General features: G+C 58.3%; 12 protein-coding genes and 1 tRNA gene. 7 read left to right on the plus strand and 6 right to left on the minus strand.

Translation table 11 applies throughout. From position 1 onward, the window contains the following. Positions 1-52: 52 nt before the first annotated feature. Complete coding sequence (locus VGP39_RS01465) at positions 53-1,561, plus strand: DUF6504 family protein (RefSeq protein ID WP_414644541.1); 1,509 nt, start codon at positions 53-55, stop codon at positions 1,559-1,561. After that, positions 1,558-4,842, plus strand: coding sequence for an error-prone DNA polymerase (locus tag VGP39_RS01470; RefSeq protein WP_327566331.1), 3,285 nt, complete (start codon positions 1,558-1,560; stop codon positions 4,840-4,842). Before VGP39_RS01465 ends, VGP39_RS01470 begins: the two co-directional genes overlap by 4 nt. Positions 4,843-4,889: 47 nt before the next feature. Here the strand turns inward: VGP39_RS01470 and VGP39_RS01475 are convergent, their stop codons facing one another. The 5 genes from VGP39_RS01475 to VGP39_RS01495 form a co-directional block, all read right to left on the minus strand. Next, positions 4,890-6,380, minus strand: coding sequence for a class I SAM-dependent DNA methyltransferase (locus VGP39_RS01475; RefSeq protein WP_327566332.1), 1,491 nt, complete (start codon positions 6,378-6,380; stop codon positions 4,890-4,892). Next, entirely contained in the window at positions 6,377-7,885 is a 1,509-nt protein-coding gene (locus VGP39_RS01480) for a restriction endonuclease subunit S (protein ID WP_327566333.1), read from the minus strand. Before VGP39_RS01480 ends, VGP39_RS01475 begins: the two co-directional genes overlap by 4 nt. Continuing rightward, positions 7,882-10,647 carry a DEAD/DEAH box helicase family protein gene (locus VGP39_RS01485; RefSeq protein ID WP_327566334.1) on the minus strand — a complete coding sequence of 922 codons (2,766 nt, stop codon included), beginning with the start codon at positions 10,645-10,647 and terminating at the stop codon, positions 7,882-7,884. Before VGP39_RS01485 ends, VGP39_RS01480 begins: the two co-directional genes overlap by 4 nt. Positions 10,648-11,128: 481 nt before the next feature. Then, a complete protein-coding gene (locus tag VGP39_RS01490) occupies positions 11,129-14,173 on the minus strand; it encodes a TrlF family AAA-like ATPase (RefSeq protein ID WP_327566335.1) in 3,045 nt (1,014 codons plus the stop codon). A gap of 321 nt (positions 14,174-14,494) precedes the next feature. Continuing rightward, positions 14,495-14,571 (minus strand) — tRNA-Met (locus tag VGP39_RS01495). 289 nt (positions 14,572-14,860) lie between these two features. Here VGP39_RS01495 and VGP39_RS01500 point away from each other — a divergent pair. The 3 genes from VGP39_RS01500 (at position 14,861) to VGP39_RS01510 (ending at position 18,888) form a co-directional block, all read left to right on the plus strand. Beyond that, positions 14,861-16,294, plus strand: coding sequence for an aldehyde dehydrogenase family protein (locus VGP39_RS01500; RefSeq protein WP_327566336.1), 1,434 nt, complete (start codon positions 14,861-14,863; stop codon positions 16,292-16,294). A gap of 64 nt (positions 16,295-16,358) precedes the next feature. Then, on the plus strand, positions 16,359-17,966 hold the full coding sequence (locus VGP39_RS01505; RefSeq protein WP_327566337.1) for a GMC family oxidoreductase: 1,608 nt from the start codon (positions 16,359-16,361) through the stop codon (positions 17,964-17,966). Positions 17,967-18,102: 136 nt separating this feature from the next. Further along, positions 18,103-18,888, plus strand: coding sequence for an SDR family oxidoreductase (locus tag VGP39_RS01510; protein ID WP_327566338.1), 786 nt, complete (start codon positions 18,103-18,105; stop codon positions 18,886-18,888). Positions 18,889-18,999: 111 nt separating this feature from the next. On the opposite strand, the gene VGP39_RS01515 is transcribed toward VGP39_RS01510, so the two are convergent. Next, positions 19,000-19,413 (minus strand): DUF3775 domain-containing protein, encoded by a 414-nt coding sequence (locus VGP39_RS01515; RefSeq protein ID WP_327566339.1) that lies wholly within the window; start codon positions 19,411-19,413, stop codon positions 19,000-19,002. 114 nt (positions 19,414-19,527) lie between these two features. On the opposite strand from VGP39_RS01515, the gene VGP39_RS01520 reads away from it, so the two are divergent. Both VGP39_RS01520 and VGP39_RS01525 read left to right on the plus strand, forming a co-directional pair. Further along, the gene (locus VGP39_RS01520) at positions 19,528-20,373 is read left to right on the plus strand and encodes an MBL fold metallo-hydrolase (RefSeq protein WP_327566340.1); all 846 of its coding nucleotides are present in this window, start codon (positions 19,528-19,530) and stop codon (positions 20,371-20,373) included. A gap of 88 nt (positions 20,374-20,461) precedes the next feature. Continuing rightward, a complete protein-coding gene (locus VGP39_RS01525; RefSeq protein WP_327566341.1) occupies positions 20,462-21,304 on the plus strand; it encodes a fumarylacetoacetate hydrolase family protein in 843 nt (280 codons plus the stop codon). The last annotated feature ends 31 nt before the right edge of the window (positions 21,305-21,335 follow it).

Consider the following 21,335-nt stretch of genomic DNA (forward strand, 5'->3'; position numbering starts at 1 on the left):
TTGCTGCGCGTCAAAGGCGGCGAACCCCATAGCTGGATAGTGGAGGCTTGCGATGCGCAGGGTCGTCTCGCTCTTCCTGCCGCGCTGGCCGACCGACCGGCTGCGGCGGAAGAACCCCGACTTGTCCGGACGGGATAAGCCGCTTGTAACCGTTGCGGCGCAAGGCCAGCGGCGCGTTCTCTCAAGCGTCGATGAAACAGCGGAACGCCTTGGGCTCAGCCGCGGCATGACCGTGACGCATGCGCAATCGCTCATCCCCAGTCTCGTCGTCATGGATGCGACGCCGGAAGCGGATGAGGCGGCACTGCATCGCTTGGGCCTGTGGTGCGTGCGCTACTCGCCGCTGGTGACGCCCAATCCTCCGGACGGGGTGTTCATCGATGTCGCGGGCTCGGCGCATCTGTTTCATGGTGAGGCCGCCCTGCTCGACGATGTGCTTGAGCGGCTATCGCGCGACGGCTTCGCCGCCAAGGCGGCTATCGCGGATACGCCGGGCTGTGCCTGGGCGATGGCGCGCTACAGCAATGTCAAGATCGTCTCGCCGGGACGGGCTTCCGAAGCAATCGCCAGCCTTCCCGTCGCGGCGCTGCGCCTCACGCCCGAAACCATCGCCTCACTGCATGAAGTCGGGATCGAGCGGGTGGCACAGATTGCGAGCAAGCCCCGCGCCAGCCTGCATTTGCGTTTCGGCGGCGAAGTGCTGCTGCGCTTCGATCAGGCACTCGGCAGCGTGCAGGAAGCCTTGACCTCGCTGATCCCGCCGGAGGTGCCAAGCAAGGAACTGCGTTTTGCCGAGCCGCTCGCCGATGCGGAAGATCTGAAACGCGTCATTGCACGCTTGACGGAATTGCTCTGCCCCGAGCTGGAAAGGCGCGGGGTGGGCGCGCGACGTCTCGATCTCGTCTTCATGCGGGTCGACAATCTGGCGCAAGCCGTGCGCGTCGGGCTCTCGCGTCCCTACCGGGAGCCGGTGCATCTCGCGAAGCTTCTGGAGGAGCGGCTGGTGCTGGTGGACCCCGGCTTCGGCATAGAAGCTGCGACGCTTACCGCCTCATGGATTGAAGCCATCACAGAACGCCAGACCATCGGCCGGCACGTCGCGCTGGACGGCAATGAGGTTGATGTCACGCAACTCGTGGATACACTTGGCGTGCGCCTCGGGGAAAAAAGCGTCTTCCGCCTCGCTCCGGTGCAAAGCGAACTGCCCGAGCGCTCGGTGCGCAAGGTGCCTGCCCTGCATCCTGCGCAAGGTCTCGACTGGCCGAAGCATTTGCCGCGCCCTGCGCGGCTGTTCGTTCATCCGGAGCCGATCGATGCGATAGCGGCGCTGCCCGATCATCCGCCGCGTCTCTTTGTCTGGCGCCGCCAGCAATACCGCGTGACGAAGGCGGACGGCCCGGAACGCATTCATGGCGAATGGTGGCGTAGCGATGCCGAGATCAACCTTGTCCGCGATTACTACCGCGTCGAAACCTCAGATGGCGCGCGCTACTGGCTATTCCGGGACGGGGCGGCGGGTGATGGCGGTAAATGGTGGCTGCACGGCGTGGGGGAAGCATGAGCTACGCCGAACTCCAGGTCACGACGCATTTTTCGTTTCTGCGCGGCGCCTCCTCGCCGGAGGAGCTGTTCTCGGCCGCCGCCCTGCTCGGCATCACCGCGCTCGGCATTGTCGATCGTCATTCGCTGGCCGGCGTGGTGCGGGCGCATGAGGCCGCCAAGGTGACCGGCGTGCGGCTCATCGTCGGCTGCCGCCTTGATCTGCAATGCGGCACCTCCTTGCTGGTCTATCCGACCGACCGCGCTGCTTATGGCCGACTGTGTCGTCTCTTGACCCTAGGAAAAGCGCGCGCCGGCAAAGGCAAGTGCAGCCTCGGCTGGCCGGACGTGAAGGAATGGAACGAAGGGCTGATTGCCATCCTAATCTCGGATGAGGTGAACGCCGATCTTGAAAGCGAGTTGCGCCGCTTGAAGGCGATTTTCGGCGACCGTGCCTATTGCTCGCTCGCCCGGCGCTTCCTCCCGAACGAAGCGCAGCGTCTCGACGTCATCGATGCGGCCGCATGGCGGGCCAAGGTGGCAACCGTCACCGTCAATGACGTGCTGTACCACTGTGAAACCCGGCGGATGTTGCAAGATGTGGTCACCTGCATCCGACTGCACACCACGATCGACCATGCCGGGTTTCAGAAGGAGCGGCATGCGGACCGCTTTCTCAAAACCCCGCAGGAAATGGCGCGGCTGTTTCCGCGATACGCACCCGCCGTGCGCCGCACGCTGGAGATTGCCAACCGCTGCCGGTTTTCGCTGGATGAGCTGACCTACAGCTATCCAACAGAAATCCTGCAGGACGGGCTCACCGCGCAAGAGCGGCTGGAAAAGCTGTGCTGGGAAGGAGCGGGACGACGCTATCCAAACGCCCTGCCCGATGCCGTCGCCACGCAAATCCGTCACGAGCTCAATCTGATCGAACGGCTGGACTATGCACCCTATTTTCTCACCGTGGAATCCATCGTCCGCTTCGCGCGTTCCAAAGGTATTCTCTGCCAGGGCCGCGGCTCGGCCGCCAATTCCGCGGTCTGTTACGTGCTCGGCGTCACCGCGATCGACCCGGTACGGCAAGGCCTCCTGTTCGAGCGCTTCATCAGCGAGGAACGCCGCGAGCCGCCGGATATCGATGTCGATTTCGAGCATGAGCGGCGTGAGGAAGTCATCCAGTGGATTTACGAGACCTATGGACGGACGCGCTCGGCGCTGACGGCGGTCGTCTCGCGCTACCGCGCCCGCGGCGCGGTGCGCGAAGTGGGGAAGGCGCTCGGCCTTCCGGAAGATGTCACCGGCTCGCTCGCCCGGCTGATCTGGGGCTGGAGCGAGGAAGGGGTTTCCGAGCGTGAGGCAAAAGAACTCAACCTCAATCTCGAAGACCGCCGCCTCAAGCTGACCTTTGAACTCGCGCGTCAGCTTATCAACACGCCGCGTCATCTCTCGCAGCATCCGGGTGGCTTCGTCCTCACACTAGACCGTCTCGATGAAATGGTGCCGATTGAGCCTGCCGCGATGGAAAACCGCCAGGTGATCGAATGGGACAAGGAGGATATCGACGCGCTCAAATTCATGAAAGTGGATGTGCTCGGGCTTGGAATGCTGGGCTGCATGCGGCGTTCGTTCGACCTTCTCGACAAGGCAAAAGGCCAGCGCCTTGATCTTGCGACTATCCCGGCAGAGGACCCGGCCACCTATGGGATGATCCAGAAGGCCGACACCATGGGCACGTTTCAGATTGAATCCCGCGCCCAGATGTCGATGCTGCCGCGTCTCAAGCCGAAGACCTTCTATGATCTCGTAATCGAGGTCGCGATCGTGCGGCCCGGCCCGATCCAGGGCGACATGGTGCATCCCTATATCCGCCGCCGCGAGGGCAAGGAAGCGGTTTACTACCCGACGGCGGCGGTCGAAAAGGTTCTCGGCAAGACCCTCGGCGTGCCGCTGTTTCAGGAACAGGCGATGCAGGTTGCCATGGTGGCAGCCGGCTTCTCGCCGACCGAGGCCGATCAGCTTCGCCGGGCCATGGCTACGTTCAAGTTCTCAGGTGGCGTCAACAAGTTTCAGGACAAGCTCATCAAAGGCATGCTCGACAATGGCTACACGCAAGAATTCGCCGAGCGTACCTTCCGCCAGCTGGAGGGCTTCGGCAGCTATGGCTTTCCGGAATCCCATGCCGCCAGCTTCGCGCTGATCGCCTACGCCTCAAGCTGGATGAAGTGCCATCATCCTGATGTCTTTCTCGCCGCCATACTCAATGCCCAGCCGATGGGCTTCTATGCGCCAGCGCAGCTCGTGCGCGATGCGCGTGAGCATGGCGTGGAGGTGCGCCCGGTCGATATCAACCGGTCGGAATGGGACTGCTCGCTGGAACCGACGACCGGCGCTTACCACGCCGTGCGCCTCGGCTTCTGTATGGTGCGCAGCTTGAATCAGAAGGACGCCGAGAAGTTGGTCGATCGGCGCACCTTCGGCCGGATAGCCGCGACACGGCTGTCCGACAAGTTCACCACGATTGAAGAAGTCTGGCGGCGCGCGGCCGTTCCGGTCGCAACCTTGAAACATATTGCCGCCGCTGACGGTTTTGCCGGCCTTGGCCTATCCCGCCGCGACGCCAATTGGGCTATCAAGGCGCTGCGTGATGAAGCGCTTCCGCTCTTTGCCGCAGCCGATGACCGCGTTGGAATGCTTCGCTCCGAGGCTGTCGAGCCGGCGATTACGCTTGCGCCGATGACGCAAGGCCGCGAAGTAGTCGAGGATTATCGTGCGCTCGGGCTAAGCTTGCGCGGGCATCCGGCGCATTTCCTAAGACAGCGGCTGGCTCAAAAGGACTACGCGCCTTGTATCGATTTGCGCACGGCACGGAATGGCAGCCGCCTTGCCATTGCCGGCGTTGTCTTGGTGCGACAAATGCCGGGTTCGGCGAAGGGCGTCATGTTCATCACGCTGGAAGACGAAACCGCAAATGCCAATCTGATCGTTTGGCCATCGATCTTCGCCAAATTCCGGCGCACGATCCTTAGTGGCAGCATGTTTGGAGTGCGCGGTCGTGTACAGCATGCAAGCGATGTCATCCACCTAATCGTCGAAGAGGTCGCCGATCTGACATATGACCTAAAGGCCGTGGCGAGACTTGAAGCACCGTTTCCACTTCCAGCCGGACGCCGTGACGAAGCCAAGGGCGGCGGTAGCGGGCCGGATAGCCGCGACCCCAAGCCACAGATCATCAAGCCCAAGGATATGTACGAACCCGACCTGCATATCGATACACTAAACATGAAGTCTAGGAACTTCCGATAAATGCTTGCACCCAGCGAGCACGACGTCGGCTCGACCGGCTATTCAAGTCAGGAAGCCTTCCGAAGTGCGCCCAACACCTCCCGGAAGCTAGCCAGTCCAGCCTCCAAATTGTCGATGATTTCCTCTGCCAAAATGTCAGGCTCAGGAAGGTTATCGAGATCGGTGAGGCTCTTATCTTTTAGCCAGAACAAATCGAGGCTTGTCTTGTCTCTCGTCGTTAGTTCGTCGTAGTTGTATTTTCGCCAACGCCCTTCAGGGTTTTTTGTCGCATGCCAAGTCTCTTTGCGCTTGTGACGGTTAAATGGATTGTAGCATTCGATAAATTCCGCCAAATCGTCGAAGCGCATCGTCTTCTTCTTCAGCGTGTGATGCACGTTTGTCCGATAATCATAGTACCAGACTTCTTTGGTCCAGGGCTTCGGACTGGCTTCCTTGTTGTCAAAGAAAATGACATTTGCTTTCACGCCGTTTGCGTAAAAGATGCCCGTGGGAAGCCGTAGGATCGTGTGGAGATCGGTGTTTTGCAGTAACTTGCGTCTAACGGTTTCACCGGCACCTCCCTCGAATAAAACATTGTCGGGAACGACAACCGCCGCACAACCTGTCGTCTTCAGCATCGTGCGGATATGCTGAACAAAATTCAGTTGTTTATTCGATGTCGTGGCCCAAAAATCTTGACGGTTATAGGTGAGGTCATCCGTTTCCTGCTCGCCTTCCTCGTTTGTAAAACTCATGCTGCTTTTCTTGCCAAACGGGGGATTGGCGAGAACGTAGTCGACGCTTTTGCCGGACGGAGCGACCAACGCATCATTGGGGGAAACGGCGCCCTCACCGTCGATCTCTCCGATATTGTGCAAAAACATATTCATGAGGCATAGGCGCCTCGTGTTGGCGACGATCTCGTTACCTTGAAACGTGCTGTTCTTCAGGAACGCCTTTTGCTTTTTATCCAGCTGATAGTTTTCGGGAGCGCTGATGAAATCATAGGATGCGAGAAAGAAACCACCGGTTCCGCAGGCTGGGTCAGCGATGGACTTGCCGGGCTCGGGACGAACGCATTCCACCATGACGCGAATTAGGGCCCGAGGCGTAAAATACTGGCCTGCTCCCGATTTGGTGTCCTCTGCGTTTTTCTCGAGCAGTCCCTCGTAGATGTCGCCTTTAACATCGGCGCCCATCGTCACCCATTCAGTCTCATCTATCATATCAATGAGGCGATAGAGCTTTGCGGGGTCCTGAACCTTATTCTGGGCTTTAGTAAAAATCTGGCCGAGCATGCCCTTATGCGATCCAAGCTCTCGCAATAGCGTGACGTAGTGAACTTCAAGCTCCGCGCCCCGCTTCGATTTCAGACTTTGCCAATTGTACTTGTTCGGAACGTCGACGTTGCGGCTGTAGGGCGGCTTGGCATATTCATCAGCCATCTTAAGAAAAATGAGATAGGTCAGTTGCTCCAGATAATCACCATAGCTCACACCGTCGTCGCGCAACGTCGTACAAAAACTCCAGACTTTTGATATGATTGAGGCAGTATTCACGCAGCTTTCCTCCGATTGTTTTTCTTCTTTGCGACGTCTGCGCCTTCTTTTTCGAGTGTCGAGCGACGTAGAAGAATCTCCGCCGGCTCATCCTCTGACTCTTGCGCTACCAATCTCCCGCAAAAAGCTTGGTTGAGAACGCTCTGTCGAAGCGCCTCCGCTCTACTAATTTCTTGATTAAGAGCGAGCTCGGTGCGATCGATTGAGGTTAGTCGTTCGTCAAGAATTCTAACTATCTCTCGCTGCTCTTCGATTGGACAATAGGGGAACGGAAAATTCATTAACTTGTCGCCGTTGATATTAGACTGATTTACGCCATCCGTCTTAACTCGATTTCCGTGACGGCGAGCGATGGGCGAGTTGAGAAACAAGTTGAGATATTGGCTGTCAACAACAGTCGCGATTTGATTGACACGGATAAGATATCCAGCAAACAGAGCGGGACGCTCACCGCGATATACCGCGGTTTTTCCAACTAACTCTGGGCTATTCGTGCGGTTGAATAGGACGTCCCCCTCGGTCAAGCGATATTTAGCAATTTCGGCCTTATCGGATGTGTAAACCAAATCAGACCAGTCAAGTTTCCCGCCCTGTATGTTTCCCATTCTCAACACTGGCACTGAGCCAGCCCCGGCGGACTTAGCTGCCGTACCGTACTCAACGCCGCACGTCATCCAGCCAAGCTTACCCCATATCCAGCAGGCGGGCACCGCTGGCAACTCTGCCAAAGCGGATAGACTGAGGGGCGCAAGAGTTTTCGGCACTCGAAGTTTTTGGCCTTTTTCTAACATCGATTGATAGTGCGAATTGCGCTGCTCTTGTATTCGCGACGAAATAACCTCTCGGCTCTCAGCGGCCGCCGGGTTACAGGCTCGCCACTCAGCCGTTAATCGGCCGTCAAAAGCGCTCGTTAGCAAAGACTGTCTGTAAGCCGAAAGTTTCTGCAGAGCGGTCTCTAAACTGCCAATTCCATAATCGAGCTCCGAAAACAGCTCTTCGATTTTGGCAGAAATCCGCAACTGCTCCTGGATTGGAGGAAGCTTGAATTCCTGGGACTTCACTTGGTCGTCGTTAACGGCCGGATAGCTCACGCCGTACTGAGCACCGGACAGAGCATTTACAAACTGGCGAGAGATGGAATGATAGTAGAGAAGTCGCGGATCGACTGCTTCTGAAGGTCTTAAGACCGAAAATCCGGTTGAAGCGATCTCATTGTCGAGACTTGTTGGAACTGAGGCTATGTTGCGCAAATATGGGCGCACTGTAGCAAATAAAACGTCCCCTGCTTTCACGATCTGCCGAGCCCGCGACGGCGCATCACCAAGCCGAAGGTGCTTGGTATTGGCAATGACGTTTCGCTCATTATCGATACCAGAAATGTCGATGTAGTGTATCTGCCTATCGGGCGCATCGCGCGCGTCAATTTTATCAACGGGAAGCGTGATATCTCCAATGCTACACGACGTCCATCCGGACGGCAGCGGGGTTGCTCTCGTAGGGCTCATGCTGCCAACGCCTCATTTAGTTCTCGGATCACGTTGTCCATCTTCTTTCCAAAGAGCTGGTACATCTTTCCGAGACCGCCCTTCGCGTCGAACGGAGCCATGTCAAGATCATCTTGGTCAAGATGGAACGAATTGACGATGTGGTCACGAATCATTCGCAACCACTCCACCTGTTGTTCATCAAATTTCTCGCCGCCGCCGCTGTGCTTAGCCATGATCCAATTCTGGAAATTGCGACGAACCGTCTCAGAGAACGGCGACACCTTCGCATCGATGCCACACGCGCGGCGTATCAGCGCAACAAGTGCAGTCAGTTCGCTGCTCGGCTGGCTGCCTTTGTATTCATCCAGAACGGCGTAGGCGTGCCAGACGCGCAAGGGTGCGAGGCGTGGCTTATCGAGCTTCAGCCGATCGAATACTTGGCGGATCATGTCATAGGTCAGTTCGGAGCGACGTTGGGGCTGGTTATAAAAGATTGTGAGTGCTTCAATTTCGTCGCGGTTCGCTTCCAAGTACGCGCTAAATTCCTGGCTCACTTTTGTGGCGTTCTCGGCCGCGTTTCCTTCCCACTCTGCACGCAAGACCGTATCGAGGTTTTCGTGGTCGATGACCTGCTCTTTATCACGGCGGATCGATTCCAGGAGATTGACAAGGTCACCATTGAGCATGCTCGAGGCGGCGCCTACCAGCTGCTCGCGCGCTGTGTTCCGGGCTTTTTCATCTGGGTCGGCAGAAGCAGGCAGTTTTCCCAGTTCTCGCGCCTTGGTGTCGATGCGGTCGGGATCAAGCGCGGCCAAAAGCCCGCCGACGATGTCGGCGAGCCCGACCCCTCCCGACTTCTCCTTGATCTGGGCTTGGTCCTTGTCATCGAGAAGCTTGTTCAGCCGCGCCAACCGGCCCGCGAGGGAGCTGACCGTGTCTTCGTCCCTCGCTCCCATCATTACGCCCATAGCGAGGTCCTTCAGCGGGACCGTGGGCTTGGTGATCAGCGGCTCGCTCGCTGTCTTAAGCGATTTGGTGACGCCGATGGCGTCAACAATGACGTAGTGGGTCTTTGCGGTCGCCGCTGAGGGCGTCACCTTCTTGAGATCATCGTAGTCGAGTGTCCGGGTGCCACGACCCTTCATCTGCTCGAAGTAATTGCGGCTCTTGACGTCCCTCATAAAGAGCAAACATTCGAGCGGTTTTACGTCTGTACCGGTAGCGATCATATCGACGGTAACAGCGATGCGTGGATTATAGTCATTTCGAAACTGCGCCAGTACCGATTTGGGATCTTCGGTCGACTGGTAGGTCACCTTCTTGCAAAATTCGTTGCCCTGCCCGAATTCTTCGCGGGCGATCTGGATGATGTCGTCTGCATGGCTGTCAGTCTTCGCGAAAATAAGTGTCTTTGGCGCTTCTTGCCTGCCGGGAAAGATTTCGGGAAGCTTATCCCGGAACGTTCGTAGGATGGTGCGGATTTGATCGGGATTAACAACGTCACGATCAAGCTGAGTGGCCGAATAGGCTTCTTCTTCATCCTGCGTCTCCCAACGCCTTCGCCGGCTCAAGCGCTCCCGTTTTTCGATCTGCTGCTTAGCCTTCAGTGTAGCGCCTTGCTTGGTGCGCTCGGTCTCGATGACGTACACTTCGTTCCCGACGTTGACGCCGTCGGCGACCGCCTTCTCGTGGCTATACTCGCTGACAACATTCTTTCGGAAAAAGCCATAAGTGCGATTGTCCGGCGTGGCGGTGAGACCGATAAGATGGCCATCGTAATACTCCAGCACCTGACGCCACAGGTTATAGATCGAGCGGTGACACTCATCGATGAAGATGAAGTCAAAAAATTCAGGCGGGATCTTTTCGTTGTAGACCACCGGGATGGGTTGGCGCATCGTTACCAGTTCGGCAGGATTAATTTCTTCGGTCGCTTCATCAAGCGGCTGGTCCTTCAGCAGCGAATACATCCGTTGAATGGTGCTGATGCATACTTGACTGTCCTTGGCGAGGAACGACGATTTGAGGCGCTGGACGTTGTAAAGCTCGGTGAACTTGCGGTTGTCGTCGTTGGGCAAGTACGACATGAATTCCTGCTCGGCCTGTTCCCCTAGGTTCTTGGTGTCGACCAGGAATAGGACGCGTTTGGCGTTGGCGAACTTGAGCAGGCGGTAAATCGATGTAATGGCGGTGAACGTCTTGCCCGATCCTGTCGCCATTTGGATCAAGGCGCGTGGACGGTCCTCCTTGAAAGACTTTTCGAGGTTTTGAATTGCTGAAATCTGGCAGTCGCGCAGACCTTGCGGATTGAGTGCCGGAATCTGCTGCAAGCGTGCCCTCAGCGAGAACGGTTGCGTGATCCACTCCTGGATTGTTTCCGGGCGATGAAACGTAAAAACCTCACGCGACCGCGGCTTGGGGTCGCGTCCATCAGTGAACCGAGTAACGACCCCCGTGCTTTCGTAAATGAAGGGAAGTGGCTCCTTGTTCTTGACCCACTTGAGTTGCGCGCTGGCATAGTTGGCGGATTGTTCCTCAACCGTCGTGATCTTATGGCCCCAGTCTTCCGGCTTGGCTTCGATGATCCCAACGGCCTTGCGATCGACGAACAAGGCGTAGTCCGCTGGACCGATATCGGTCTGGAACTCCCGGATTGCAACTCCGAGCCCGGCGTTGAAGTCGACGTTCTTGTTACCCTGAACTCTCCAGCCTGCTTCGATGAGCATGGCATCGATTTTGTCGCGGGCCTTTTGTTCGGGGTTCTGATTTGGCTGTGCCATCTTTGTACTATGCAATAGCGGGCCCATTCGTCCAATGGCCGTACACTCTCTCTGCTTGTGTGCTCGAAGCCACGTTATTAGGACGATAATTTATTGATTATACTGATTAATTCGAAACAACAGACACTCACTACAAATAGCTAGCCCGCTCAAGCGACCGCAGCACCGTCTTCTTTTTCGCCGGTCACGACGATTTTCAGTATACCGTCGGGTCAACGTCGCTGTAAGGCGAGCGCATCGGGCATCGCCTCAACGCTTTCCTGAGTCTTCAAGATCATGGGCATGGCCGTCGGATCGATTTCCCGCTGGTCTGCGGCCGTTGCACGAATCAAAGACGGGCGAAGCGGGCCGAAGCGGCGAACCAAGACAGCCGATGACTAATCCGCGCGATATGCATGTACCGGACCTGCATATTGAGATGCTGAAGCTAAACGCCAGGAATTGCCGCTGATCTGACGAACCAATGCGGGACAGCGCAGCTCTAGACGGACTCAGCCTGATACTTCGCATCTCGATTGTCGAAAGCAGGCCGCGTTCCTTCTAACACATCAAGTACGTGCTTATTGATGACCGAGTTCTCAATGGACCCGCAAGTGTACGTGATCCGATTTCCCTTCGCACGATCAATGGACGAATGGATGATCTGCTCCGCATCACACACCACGGCGATATTCGGGTTGTGAGTGACCATAATGATCTGCCTTCGCTTCTTCACCGTCCGTATTACAGGGATGAGCAGATGGTAGACTGTCTGGTTGTCGAGATTTTCTTCTGGCTGATCAACAATGATCGGCCGGTCGCTTTTGTCGACAAGTAGGTAGAAGACTAATAGCAACGCGCCTCGCTCTCCGGGAGACAATTGGGTCAGGTCTTTACCATCAAGCTTCATAGAGTATTCGGGGATCAGGTAGCCGAATGACCACAGGAAGTCGTAAAGGCCGGACACAGAAGCGCGTTTCCTCAACTGATCACCAACAAGCATCGCGGGCTTCTTTGAGGAACGGAAATCGGTCATTAGATTATCTTCGACAGACTGAACAAAGGCGATGGCCTGAGTAGGATCATTGAAATCACATTCGTCCAGCAGCTCGGCAAGCCGTTGCTCTCCTGCTTCTTTCCCGCAGAACGAGCCGTTCACGCCTTGGCTGATGTACTGATCGAAGAAGTCGCTGCCGAAACCGCGCTGAACGATAGAGCTAACAAAACTGAGCTTGAAACCCTCCTTGATTACAATGCTCTCCTGAATGAGCTTCTGCACAGGCGAGAACAGCTCGGCATACACGTCGCGGATCGAGGCGATACACTTGTGGATACGGTCTGCGACGGCCCGACGATCAGCTCTAGCAGCGTCGATCTCCTTAGGCAGATCGTCCTTCAGGTATGCAAGCTGCGCCTCTAAGTTGCGAAGCGATCCTGCACTATCAGCGGCGCCCTCAATCTCCTTCTTCCGGTTTTCCCATGCGCGCGTCTGCTGAAGGTAAGTCTGATAACGCTTGCTCGGTGCATCGAGTTGGTTCTTGAGCGCCGCGCTCTTTTCTACAATGGCCGCTTGCTTGGGAGGCAAGCCCTCGGCTGCATCGTTGGAAAGCGTTAAATCCACCTTAGCTTTGGCCGCGAGAATTTCACCCTTTCGCAATAGCAGTGGTGCACGATCCACGGCGAACGATACGATTTTCGAAACGTCGAGTTCCACGGCAGCAAATTGAGATGCGCTTTGCTGGAGCTGCGCCTTCACATCGTTCTCAAGGTTCGTAAGCTTGCTCTCCAGCTTGGCGACAACGGCGGCCTTTTCAATAAGCTGTTTCTGTGCCTGGCGCGCAGCGCCAATCTGCTCTTGGATCGCTTGCAATTGCCCAGCCTGATCAGCTAGCTGCGTTTCGATCTTGCCGTAAGCCTCTTTCTGCTCTGGCGTGAGGTTTTCAGGCTTTGGCACATCTTGCGGTTTGCTTGTTTCATGCGCCTGCAGCTCTTTTTTCTTTTCGTTCAGTGCCTCTTCGAGTTGCTTGCGAAAATCAGGCGTTGCCTTCTGCTGCAAATTGGCAATATCGATGTTTACCTGACTGAGCTCTTGCTTGTGTCGTCCCAGCTCTGAGTTGATTTCTTCGGTCTTGTACGCGATTAGCTCTTCAAGGGTATCCTTGTTCAAGCGCTGCGCGTCGGTGATATGAGAGAAGATGACCTTGCGAAGTTCATGCTGAAATGCGCTTCCTTCGTCGACGGAAGTCTCAGTGCAGACGCTTTCTAAATATGTTTGCGGAATATACTTGATTGTCTCGGGACGATTCGTGTCAGGATCTTCTTGAAGATTGTGGGCCGTCTTTGTCCCATCTTCCCAAGTGCCCTCCACCTCAAAGTTTGCCGCCAGCTTCTTCTCGCGAAATTTCTTTTTGTCGAGAAATGAAAAGTCCTCGTAGCGTGTCGTTTCGCCACTCAGCGCTATGATGTCTGCTAATGCGCTCTTACCACTTCCCTTGTTGCCTATGATTGCAACCATGTCATGATTCAGCGCGATATCGCAGTCGAACCAAGTGTCGCTAATATGAGCACCGCCTACCTTTCCGATTTTTATTCTGGAAATAAAGCAGGTCTTGTTGTTCCGTACCCGCTCTAATTTCGGAGGCAACGCACCAATGAAGACTCGGTCTTCCGGCTCATGGATGATCTGCCGCAACCCCATGAAAGTAGGATCGGCTTTGATCCAACAATACCGGTCGGTGGGCTTTGATTGGTGGTCCTTTAGCCGGCCAATTTCATCGTTTGCGTTATGTGAGTCGCTGCCTTTGATGCAGGGCTTTCGTTTCCCAAACCATTGCTTGTAGTCGTCCTGCGAAAATTTTTCGTCCTTCCACAGGAAAAAGTCCGCTTGCTTGCGGTCACCCGAGCCAAGCACATCGCAGCTCTTGACCAGTCCTTCTTTGAAAAGCTTGCTGGTCTTGGGATCAATCGGATCGATGCCACCATACTCGTCGTAAGGAATCCAAACGACAAACTTGTCTTTGAAGGTATCATCGCCACGCAGATGGTCGAGCACGGCGTTAAAGTCTACAGCCACTTCCTCCAGCAAAAATTTTGCATCGTTGTAGCGGCTTCCAATCGACTGCTGCTTGACCTTCAAGCCTCGAATGAATGTTTCGATATCGTCTGGTTTGACTTCGTCGCTGAAGATGATGTGGAAATTGATGCGCGATCCACTGGTGTTGCTTTTGCCTAGAACGACGTTCGTCATGCGGCATTCTAATATCGGCAATAGTTTCTTCGTTTTCAGCTTTGCCAAGGCGTCACGGTAGGCTTCGTTACCATCGACCCCTTCATGCGGGTCGGCGAGCTTCGCCCGTAGTTGCTTGTAACCGTCGACCGAAAAATAGTCGTTGATGCCAATGACGGCGCAATCGGAATTACCGAGCTGAATAATAAAGCTCGGCCAGTCGCCTTTGAAATTGTGCGAGACGGGGCTGTGGACGTGCAGGTCCCATTTTCGCCATTCAGCGCCGCGCGAGTGAAGAGGATTATTCGGGGCTGTCTCCATTGTTCACGGCCGGCATACGGGACGCGCAGTCGCCAGAAAGGACCGGTCGTCAGGGAATAGCTCTTAGATAGCGCATTTGTAGGAGCCGAACCAGCGCTAGAAAAATCGGCTGGCCGCAACGACCGTTATATCGCGGATCATGTGCCAATCATGTGCCATGTAGAAAATTGGAATGGGCGGCACGCAGTTGTACGAACAAGTCGCAACCCATTGATCAAATTGACATTATTGAGGAATAAGCGGTAACACTTGGAAATGGGCTGCAATACATGAAAAAGCCCGCCATCGGCGGGCCATCTCACTGATATCGCTATCAAATCTTGGTTGCGGGGATAGGATTTGAACCTATGACCTTCAGGTTATGAGCCTGACGAGCTACCGGGCTGCTCCACCCCGCGATAAACCATTGCGCGCCTTCAAAAAACGAACCCGAAACGAATCTGGCCAACGCCCGAGGGCGCCGATCAATCCGGTTCGGAGGCTTCCTGAGAAGGCAACCCGGGCAAGGCCCTGGGTGCGAGGGGTATGTACCAACGCAGGCCCGGTTTGGAAAGGGCCGCGGGCCATCTTTTCAGGATTTTATGACGGCCGGAGGCGCATTATCGCCCGAAACTGCCGCCGCATGGCCCGCTCTTGCCAGAAAGTCCGCAAAAGCCCAGCCTCGGATCACGAGAAGCGGGGAACACCATGGACCAGTCTCTGAAAAGCTCCGGGCGCCATGCCCTGGAGCAGGCCTTTCATCGCATGATCGAGCTGTCCCGCACCATGCCGGCGCCGACGCTCAAGGAACGCCTCGATCGGCTGGGGCGGCTGCGCGCGGCGATTTCGGACAACGAGGCCGGCTTCAGTCAGGCTATTTCCGCGGATTTCGGCCATCGCTGCGCCACCGAGACCGCGATCGCCGAAACCCTGCTGGTGCTCGGCGAGATCAAACATGCCGTAAAACACCTCAAGGCCTGGATGGCGCCGCAGCGGATTTCGACCGCGCTGCAGTTCCTGCCGGCGAAAAACCGGCTGATGCCGCAGCCGGTCGGCGTCGTCGGCATCATCGCGCCGTGGAATTATCCGTTGCAGCTGACGCTGGCGCCGGCGGTGGCCGCGCTTGCCGCGGGCAACCGGGTGATGATCAAGCCGAGCGAGTTGGTGCCCCGGTTTGCCGCGCTGCTGCAGCAGGTGGTCGGCACCAAATTCGACGCCACCGAGATGATGGTGACGGATATCGACGATGAGCTTTCGCAGGCTTTCGCCGCGTTGCCGTTCGACCATCTGATGTTCACCGGCTCGACCCGGGTCGGCCGCCTGGTCGCGGAGGCCGCCGGCCGCAACCTGACCCCGGTGACGCTCGAACTCGGCGGCAAATCGCCCGCCATCGTCGACCGCTCCGCCAATCTCGACGAGGCGGCCGAACGTATCGCCTATGGCAAGCTGCTCAACGCCGGCCAGACCTGCATCGCGCCTGACTATGCGCTGGTCCCCGAGGCTTTGGTGCAGGATTTTGCCGACAGGCTGCAGAACCACATGCGGCGCATGTACGGCATCGATCCCGATAACGGCGACTATACGTCGATCGTCTCCGAGCGGCATTATGCGCGGCTCGAAGGCCTGGTCGCCGATGCCGCCGCAAAGGGCGCGCGGGTGTTGCAGCCCGCAAGGCCCGACCACCCCGCCTGGAAATCGAAACGCAAATTTCCGCCAACCATCGTTGTCGGCGCAACGCCGGGCATGACGATCATGCAGGAAGAAATCTTTGGGCCGGTGCTGCCGATCGTCGCCACCAAGGACGCCGCGGAGCCGGTTTCCTACATCAACAAGCGCGACCGGCCGCTGGCGCTGTACTGGTTCGGCAGGGATGCCGCGGCGCGCGACGATGTGTTGTCACGTACGATCTCGGGCGGCGTCACCGTCAACGATTGCCTGTTCCACTTCACCCAGATCAATCAGCCGATGGGCGGCGTCGGCGCTTCCGGCAGCGGCGCCTATCACGGCGAATGGGGTTTTCGAGCCTTAAGTAAATTGAAGCCGGTGTTCTACCGCTCGCCGTTCAACCGGTTGGCCGATCTTTATCCGCCCTACGGCGCCAGGATCGCGCGGCTGCAAAAGCTGCTGCGGTTCATGTCGTAATATTTTCAAGTCGATCAGGCATGCGACCAATGCGCCGAAGGGGCGGAATTCGGGGGGACGAACTGTGACCGAGCTATTGGATTTCATCGTGGTTGGCGGCGGCTCCGGAGGCTGCGCGGTGGCGGGCCGTCTCTCCGAGGATTCGCGGAGCTCCGTGGCGCTGCTGGAAGCCGGCGGCAGGAACGACAATTGGGTCGTCACCACGCCGGGCGCGCTGGTGCTGATGGTCGCCGGGAAGGTCAATAACTGGGCTCTCGAGACGGTGCCGCAGGCCGGCCTCAACGGCCGGATCGGCTATCAGCCGCGCGGCAAGGGGCTCGGCGGCTCGTCCGCCATCAACGCGATGGTCTATATTCGCGGCCACAGAAACGATTACGACCAATGGGCCTCGCTCGGCAACAGCGGCTGGTCGTATGCCGACGTGCTGCCCTACTTCAAGCGTTCGGAAGACAATGCCGACTTTGACGGCGAATATCACGGCAAGGGCGGCCCGCTTGCCGTCAACAAGTTGCGATCCGACAATCCGGTGCAGCAAAGCTTTCTGCAGGCGGCGCGGGAGGCGCAATTCCGCATCCGCGAAGATTTCAACGCCGAGGAGCAGGAGGGTCTCGGGATCTATCAGGTGACGCAGAAGAACGGCGAACGCTGGAGCGCCGCGCGCGGCTACGTCCATCCGCATATGGCAACGCGCGCCAATCTGCGCGTCGAGACCCATGCGCAGGCGACGCGCATCCTGTTCGAAGGCAAGCGCGCCGTCGGCGTCGAATACCGTCAGGGCAAGGAGCTTCGCCGGCTGCGCGCGCGCCGCGAGGTGATCATCGCATCCGGGGCGTTTCAGACGCCGCATCTGCTGATGCTCTCCGGCGTCGGCGACGGCATGCTGCTGGCAAGACACGGCATCGCAACGGCGCATCATCTGCCCGGCGTCGGGCAAAACCTGCAGGACCATCCGGATTTCATCTTCGGCTACACGTCCGACAGCCCGCACTTTACCGGCGTTTCATTGCGCGGCCTGCCGCGGATATTTCGCGCCATCGCACAGTACCGGCGCGAACGCCGCGGGCCGATGACGTCCAACTTCGCCGAATGCGGCGGCTTCCTGAAGACCCGGCCGGACCTTGACCTGCCGGACATCCAGCTGCATTTCGGCATGGCCATGGTCGACGACCACGGCCGCAAGCGCCACTGGGGCAGCGGCTTCTCCTGCCACGTCTGCCTGCTGCGGCCGAAGAGCCGCGGCAGTGTCTCGCTGCACGACTCCAACCCGACACAGCCGCCCGTGATCGATCCGAATTTCTTCGGCAATCCGGACGATCTGGAATCGATGGTCGCGGGCTACAAGACCACGCAGCGGCTGATGCAGGCGCCCGCGCTGAAAGCACTGCAGAAAAAGGCAATGTTTACGGCAGATGTCCGCACCGACGACGATATCCGCGGCATCCTGCGCGCCCGCGTCGACACCGTGTACCACCCGGTCGGCACCTGCAAGATGGGCGTCAACGATCCCATGGCTGTGGTCGATCCCAAGCTGAAGGTGTACGGGCTTGAAGGATTGCGCGTCGTCGACGCGTCTATCATGCCGACCCTGATCGGGGGCAACACCAATGCGCCCACCATCATGATCGGCGAAAAGGCCGCCGACATGATCAAGGCGGAGATGCGCGCGAATTAGTAGCCCGGATGGAGCGTAGCGCAATCCGGGACGGCGTGCCTATTGAAAGGGTGACCCCGGATTGCGCTGCGCTCCATCCGGGCTACAGTAACGGATCGAACCTTCAAAAATCATCCAACACAACGGGAGTAATACAGTGGATCTTGGGATCAAAGGCCGCCGCGCTTTGGTGTGCGCCTCCAGCAAGGGATTGGGGCGCGCCTGCGCCGCGGCGCTGGCCGCCGAAGGCGTGCACGTCACGATGACCGCGCGCGGCACTGAGGCGCTGGCCAAAGCCGCGGAGGAAATCCGCAAAGCCAATCCGGCCATCACCGTGACCGAAGTCGCCGGCGACATCACCACGCCTGCGGGCCGCGAAGCCGCGCTAAAGGCCTGTCCCGATCCGGATATTCTGGTCAACAACGCGGGCGGGCCGCCGCCCGGCGATTTCCGCAACTGGACCCGCGACGACTGGATCAAGGCGATCGACGCCAACATGCTCACCCCGATCGAACTGATCAAGGCGACGGTCGACGGCATGATGTCGCGCAAGTTCGGCCGCATCGTCAACATCACGTCGGCCGCGGTGAAGGCGCCGATCGAGGTGCTGGGATTATCCAACGGCGCGCGCGCGGGCCTCACCGGCTTCGTCGCCGGCTTGTCGCGCAAAACCGTGATCGCCAATGTGACCATCAACGGTCTGCTGCCCGGACCTTTCGACACCGAGCGGCTGCGCGGACCGGTGGCGAAGATGGAGGCGGAAAAGCGCGGTATTACCATCGATCAGTTGATGGCCGACCGCGCAAAACTCAATCCGGCCGGCCGCATCGGCGACCCCGAAGAATTCGGATATGCCTGCGCGTTCCTGTGCGGCGCGAGAGCAGGCTTCATCACCGGACAGAACATCCTGCTCGATGGCGGCGCGTTCCCCGGCACGCTGTAGTCAGCGAACTGCGTGTAGCCCGCCAGCACCGGTGGCGCCGGCGCACCGACTCCCGGATTTCGCGGCGGGCGCGCGTTCGCGCGGCCCGTGGCTTCATCCGGGCTACGGGTTTTATCTCACCGGCGTGGTCCGCTCGTCGGCCCAGCTCCGGCCGAAGGCGCCGAGGCCTTCGGCCAGCAGATCGCCCAGCATCGGCTCGCCCAGCAGAGTGCGCACGACGTGCCGGTCGCGGGTATCGGCCGCCTCGCGTCGAAGATCCGTCCATTCCTCGATGCTGCCGTCGCCGCGGCCAAGCCGCATCAGCGCGATCAGATCGAGCTGCTCGTCTTCCGTGAGCGCGTTGATGAAGCCGGTGATCTCGCGCACCACCGGATCGCTGCCGTTGTCTTCCAGCACGTCGATCATGCCGTCATCGGTGGCGTTGGAGCCGGAATCCGGATCGGTGGGCGCATCCTTGACATCGAACTCCCGTGCCTTCTCGATCAAAAACCCGACCTTTTCGGCCGAAATCGCTAGTTCTGGCATCGCGCGCTCCTTGGTATGCAGCCCCGATAACGCACGGAACGCTCCGATGATCCATTGCGCGGGCGTTCGGAAACCAGCATCTTCGACGCAAGAAACGAGTTAAGGAAACGTCGGATGCACTGGAGCGTCGGCAAGGTCAAGATCACGAAGATCGTAGAGCTTGAGACGGTCGGCAGCACGCGTTTCATCCTGCCGCTGGCCAGCAACGAGGAAATCCGGAAATCACCGTGGCTGATCCCGCATTTCGCGACCGAAGAGGGCCGGCTCAAAATGTCGATCCATTCGCTGGTGCTCGAAACGCCCTCGCGCAGGATCGTGGTCGATACCGGCCTCGGCAACGACAAGCAAGGCCGTAACGTGCCGACCTGGAATAACCGGAAAGGCCGGTTCCTCGAAACCCTGACCGAGGCAGGCTTTGCGCCCGACAGCATCGACACCGTGCTGTGCACGCATCTGCATGTCGACCATGTCGGCTGGAACACCAGGCTGGTCGGCGGCCAATGGGTGCCGACCTTCGCCAATGCGCGCTATGTGTTCGGCAGGATCGAATACGAGCATTGGCGGGATTTTAGCGAGGAAGCCGACAAGGTCGCGGTGTTCAATGACTCCGTAAAACCCGTCGTCGACGCCGGGCAAGCCGACCTCGTAGCCAGCGATCATCGTCTGACCGATGAAATCGCCCTGATCCCGACGCCCGGCCACAGCCCGGGCCACATGAGCCTTCACATCAAATCGGACGGCGAGCAGGGCCTGCTCACCGGCGATGTCGCCCATCATCCCTGCCAGATGGCGCATCTGGACTGGTCATCGACCGCGGATTCCGATTCCATCCGGTCCGCCGCCACCCGGCGCGAACTGTTCCTACGCTTCGCCGACACGCCAACGCTGGCGATCGGCGGACATTTCAACGCCGGATACATCAAGCGCGACGGCGACGCCTTCAAGTTTGTCGCTGCCTAGCAGCCCTGCAGCGCAGGGCAGTTGAATTTCTCCGCGCTCTGTTCCATGAAGCACCCAAGCAAACAAACCGTACAGGGAGTGATCCAAGATGAAGCTTGTTCGATACGGCGCGATCGGCCAGGAAAAGCCCGGACTGATCGACAAATCCGGCCAGTTGCGCGATCTGTCTGCGCAAATAAAGGACCTCAATGGCGAGGCCTATTCGCCGGCGTCGCTGACCAAGCTTGCAGGCCTCGAACCATCAAAACTTCCCGCTGTCGATGGCAAGCCGCGGCTTGGCCCGCCCGTCACCGGCATCTCGAAATTCGTCGCCATCGGCCTCAACTATGTCGATCATGCCAAGGAAACCGGCTCGGCGATTCCGACCGAGCCGATCTTCTTCCTCAAGGCCAATACTGCGCTCAGCGGCCCGAACGATAACATCGAGAAGCCGCGCGGCTCGACCAAGCTCGACTGGGAAGTCGAGATCGCCGCCATCATCGGCACCCGCGCAAAATATGTCTCGGAGGCCGACGCGCTCAACCACGTTGCCGGCTATTGCGCCTGCAACGACGTGTCCGAGCGCAATTTCCAGATCGAACGTCTGGGGCAATGGACCAAGGGCAAGTCGCACGACACCTTTGGCCCCGTTGGTCCGTGGCTGGTCACCAAGGACGAAATCCCGGATGTGCAAAAGCTGTCGATGTGGCTGGACGTCAACGGCCAGCGCCGCCAGACCGGCTCGACCGCGACCATGATCTTCACCATGGCGAAATGCATTTCCTACGTCTCGCAATTCCTGACGCTGCTGCCGGGCGATATCGTCACCACGGGAACGCCGCCCGGCGTCGGCACCGGCATGAAGCCGCCGACCTTCCTCAATGTCGGCGACGTGGTCACGCTCGGCATCGAGGGACTGGGCGAGCAGCGGCAGGAAATCGTCGCGGCGTGAGAGCGCGGCGCACGCACCACCGTCCTGAGGT

It is taken from the genome of Bradyrhizobium sp. (assembly GCF_036009065.1).
Taxonomy (GTDB): domain Bacteria; phylum Pseudomonadota; class Alphaproteobacteria; order Rhizobiales; family Xanthobacteraceae; genus Bradyrhizobium.